Source organism: Rhodococcus sp. (in: high G+C Gram-positive bacteria) (assembly GCF_049286785.1).
Lineage (GTDB): Bacteria > Actinomycetota > Actinomycetes > Mycobacteriales > Mycobacteriaceae > Rhodococcus_F.
Genome location: NZ_JBAQEO010000526.1, coordinates 1 through 3,235 on the forward strand (window position 1 = coordinate 1; position 3,235 = coordinate 3,235).

Here is a 3,235-nt window from a genome sequence, read left to right on the forward strand (position 1 = left end):
ACCTCAGCGACATGCCCAAGGACGTCTCGGAACTCGACCCGCCATCACCCTCGCCCGCGCGTTGTTTCGACATCGGCGCGGCCATTGCCGAGATCTCCGCACAGAGTGCGTCGCGGGTGGCGCTGATTGCCTCCTCGAGTTGGTCCCATGCGTTCCTCAACGAGCAGACCCATTTCCTTCTGCCCGACACCGCTCGTGACCGGGAGCTCTTCGAATTGCTGGGGAAGAAGCCTGCGGCGTGGCGTGATGTGACTCTCGAGGAGGTCGAGCGCGCCGGTCAGCACGAAATGCTCAACTGGTTCTGCTTGGCCGGCGCTGTCGATCGGCTCGGCGTCGGGCCGGACTGGCTCAACCTCATAGAAACCGACCTGTTCACCTCGAACAAGGTCTTCGGTGTTTTCGAGATTGCGGAGGCCAACTGACATGGGTGGGTTCACGAAAGCTGAGACGGGTACGTCCACGAAAACCGACAAGGGTGCGTTCGCGGACAAGTGCGTGATCGTCACGGGCGCCGGTGCGGCATCGGCCGGGCGCTCAGTGAGAGATTCGCCAAGGCTGGCGCGTCCCTTGTGCTCGCCGACGTCGACGGCGAGAAGCTGGCAAAGATCGCGGCTGAACTCGAGAACAGATCCGTTCCTCTCGTGACCAGCGTGGGAGATCTGAGCACCGAGGCCGGTGCGCAGCAGATGGTCGAGCAGGCCAAGTCGACGTTCGGCCAGATCGACGTGCTCGTCAACAACGCCGGTGGCGGAGTCATTCGGCCTACGCTGTCACACACCGAAGAAACGTTGCAGGCCACTATCGATCGGAATCTGTGGTCGGCGCTCCGCTGCACCCTCGCAGTGCTTCCGGAGATGCTCGAGGCCGGTTCCGGGCGTGTCGTCTTCATCGGTGCCGACTCCGTGCGTAACGGTCTCGAAGACCACGCCATCTACAACGCGGCCAAGGGTGGCGTGCACGCGCTGGTGGGCAGCCTCTCGCGGGAGTTCGGTAAGAAAGGTGTGACCTTCAACGTGGTCGCTCCTCCGGCGGTGCGTTCTCCGGAGTTCGAAAGATTCATGAGGGAACAGCCAGACCTCACGGAGCGCTTCGTCTCCCAGATCCCCATGGGCAGGCCGGCGGAGATGAGTGAGGTCGCCGCTGCTGTCGAGTTCCTCGCCGGCGCAGAGTCCGGATTCATCAACGGCCAGGTCCTGGGCGTGAACGGGGGCTCGACGATCTGATGAACGCATGCCGGGAGTGCCAAATAGACATGAGGAGTTGAAATCTCGATGACCGCCACCGACGGATTCAAGGACCTGGTAGTGGAAACACCGGGCGTGGACTTTCGGGTTCATCGCTCAGTTTTCACCGATGAGCGCTATCTGGAGCGCGAGAAGAAGACGATATTCTCGAACAACTGGCTCTATATCGGCCATGCGTCCGAGATCCCGAACAACGGCGACTTCCTCACACGCACCGTGGTGGGCGAGAAGCTGATCCTGTGCCGGGACAAGAGCGGTGAGGTACGGGTGTTCTTCAACTCGTGCCGGCACCGTGGGGCTCTGGTTTGTCGAGAGCCTTCCGGCAATGCGGCCAACTTCCGCTGCCTCTACCACGCGTGGACGTACCGGAACTCCGGAGAACTGATCGGCATAGCCGAACGTACCTCGTTCCCAGAGGGTTTCAACCTTGCGGAGAGCGGACTCGACTCGCCGCGCTGCGAGATCTACCGTGATTTCGTCTTCGTTACGTTCAGTGCGGAAGCGCCGTCCCTGCGGGAACATCTGGAACCGGTACTGCCCTACCTCGACTCCATCATCGACCAGTCGATCACCGGCGAGATGGAGGTTGTCCAGGGCTCGCACCTGTACCGCATGGGCGGCAACTGGAAGCTCATCGTGGAGAACAGTCTCGACGGTTACCACGGTCTCGCCGTGCACGAAACGTACTTCAAGTATCTCGGTAAGCGCGGGTACGACCTGAGTGGCGGTCTCGACGGAGTCGGGCTCAACCTCGGCAACGGGCACGCAATGATCAAGTACAAGGCACCCTTCGGTCGTTCGGTGGCGAAGCCGGCAGTGGTCATGAGCGAGCAGGCCAAGGAGCGAGTGGGTGAACTCGCAGCCGAACTCGTCGACAAGCACGGCGCCGAAACGGCCGACCTGATCTCTCAGACCTCCAAGAACATCCTGATCTACCCGAACCTGCTCATCATCGATGCGGCATCGCTGCAGATCCGGATGCTCGACCCCATCGCCGTCGACAACACCGATGTGAGTGCCTGGTGCCTCGGTCCGGTCGGGGAAGGAGCCGAGCTGCGAAAGCACCGTATCCAGGGCTACCTGGAATTCCTCGGCCCGGGCGGCTTCGCGACCCCGGACGACAACGAGGTGATCGAGGCCTGTCAGGAGGGATACGGCGAGGGCCGCGGCACCGAATGGAACATCGTGTCGAAGGGAATCGGAAAGGAAGTCCCAGGCGTGACCGACGAGGAACAGATGCGCGCCTTCTGGCGTCAGTGGCAGAACGACGTGGCGGTCTCCGAAGAGACAGCAACCGGCGTGGGCGGGGGTCTCTGATGACCGGCATTCTGACCCCTGCGGTGTCGAACATGGAAACGACGCACGAGGTTCAGTGCTTTCTGAACTACGAGGCGGAGTTGCTCGACGGATGGCATCTCGACGAGTGGCTGATGTTGATCACGGAGGACTGCCGATATTTGGTACCGCCCACCGATACACACGATTCCGAGACGCCGGACCAGACGGTGTTCATCATTGCCGACAGCTATGCGCAGATTTGCGGACGCGTCGAACGGCTCCTGAGCGGAAAGGCCTTCGTCGAGCAACCGAGGTCTCGCACGCGCCGCCTGATCACCAACGTCCGGGTACGTGAAACGGGCCCGAACAAGTACGAGGTTCGCTCGAACTTCGCGGTCTACCGTTACCGACGAGGCGTCTCCAACGTGTTCACCGGCGAGTACCGACACTTGCTCGACCGCGAATCCGACGGAAGCTTCCGAATTCGCGAACGCAGAGCGACTCTCGACTGCGACGTGCTCCGTCCGCAGGGCAAGATCAGTTTCATTCTCTGATAGCACTGGACCGACCGTCATTTTTCACGTGAAGGAAAACAGAATATGCGTATCGCAAACTTGGATGGCCGTCTGACCCTCGTGGTCGACGGAGGTGGTATCGACGTCGAAAGAGCCAGTGGCGGACGCTTCTCTGCTGACCCGGCCGCCGTCTACGAC

At 61.4% G+C, this 3,235-nt stretch carries 3 protein-coding genes and 1 pseudogene; all 4 read left to right on the forward strand.

What is annotated here, in order from left to right:
* Positions 1–422 (forward strand): annotated as a pseudogene (locus WAW17_RS19120) (hypothetical protein); the annotation flags it as partial.
* 69 nt (positions 423–491) lie between these two features.
* Complete coding sequence (locus WAW17_RS19125; RefSeq protein ID WP_422334509.1) at positions 492–1,223, forward strand: SDR family NAD(P)-dependent oxidoreductase; 732 nt, start codon at positions 492–494, stop codon at positions 1,221–1,223.
* Between the two features lie 48 nt (positions 1,224–1,271).
* On the forward strand, positions 1,272–2,561 hold the full coding sequence (locus tag WAW17_RS19130; RefSeq protein WP_422334510.1) for an aromatic ring-hydroxylating oxygenase subunit alpha: 1,290 nt from the start codon (positions 1,272–1,274) through the stop codon (positions 2,559–2,561).
* Positions 2,561–3,076, forward strand: coding sequence for an aromatic-ring-hydroxylating dioxygenase subunit beta (locus WAW17_RS19135; RefSeq protein ID WP_422334511.1), 516 nt, complete (start codon positions 2,561–2,563; stop codon positions 3,074–3,076). The genes WAW17_RS19130 and WAW17_RS19135 overlap by 1 nt, the downstream gene beginning before the upstream one ends.
* The last annotated feature ends 159 nt before the right edge of the window (positions 3,077–3,235 follow it).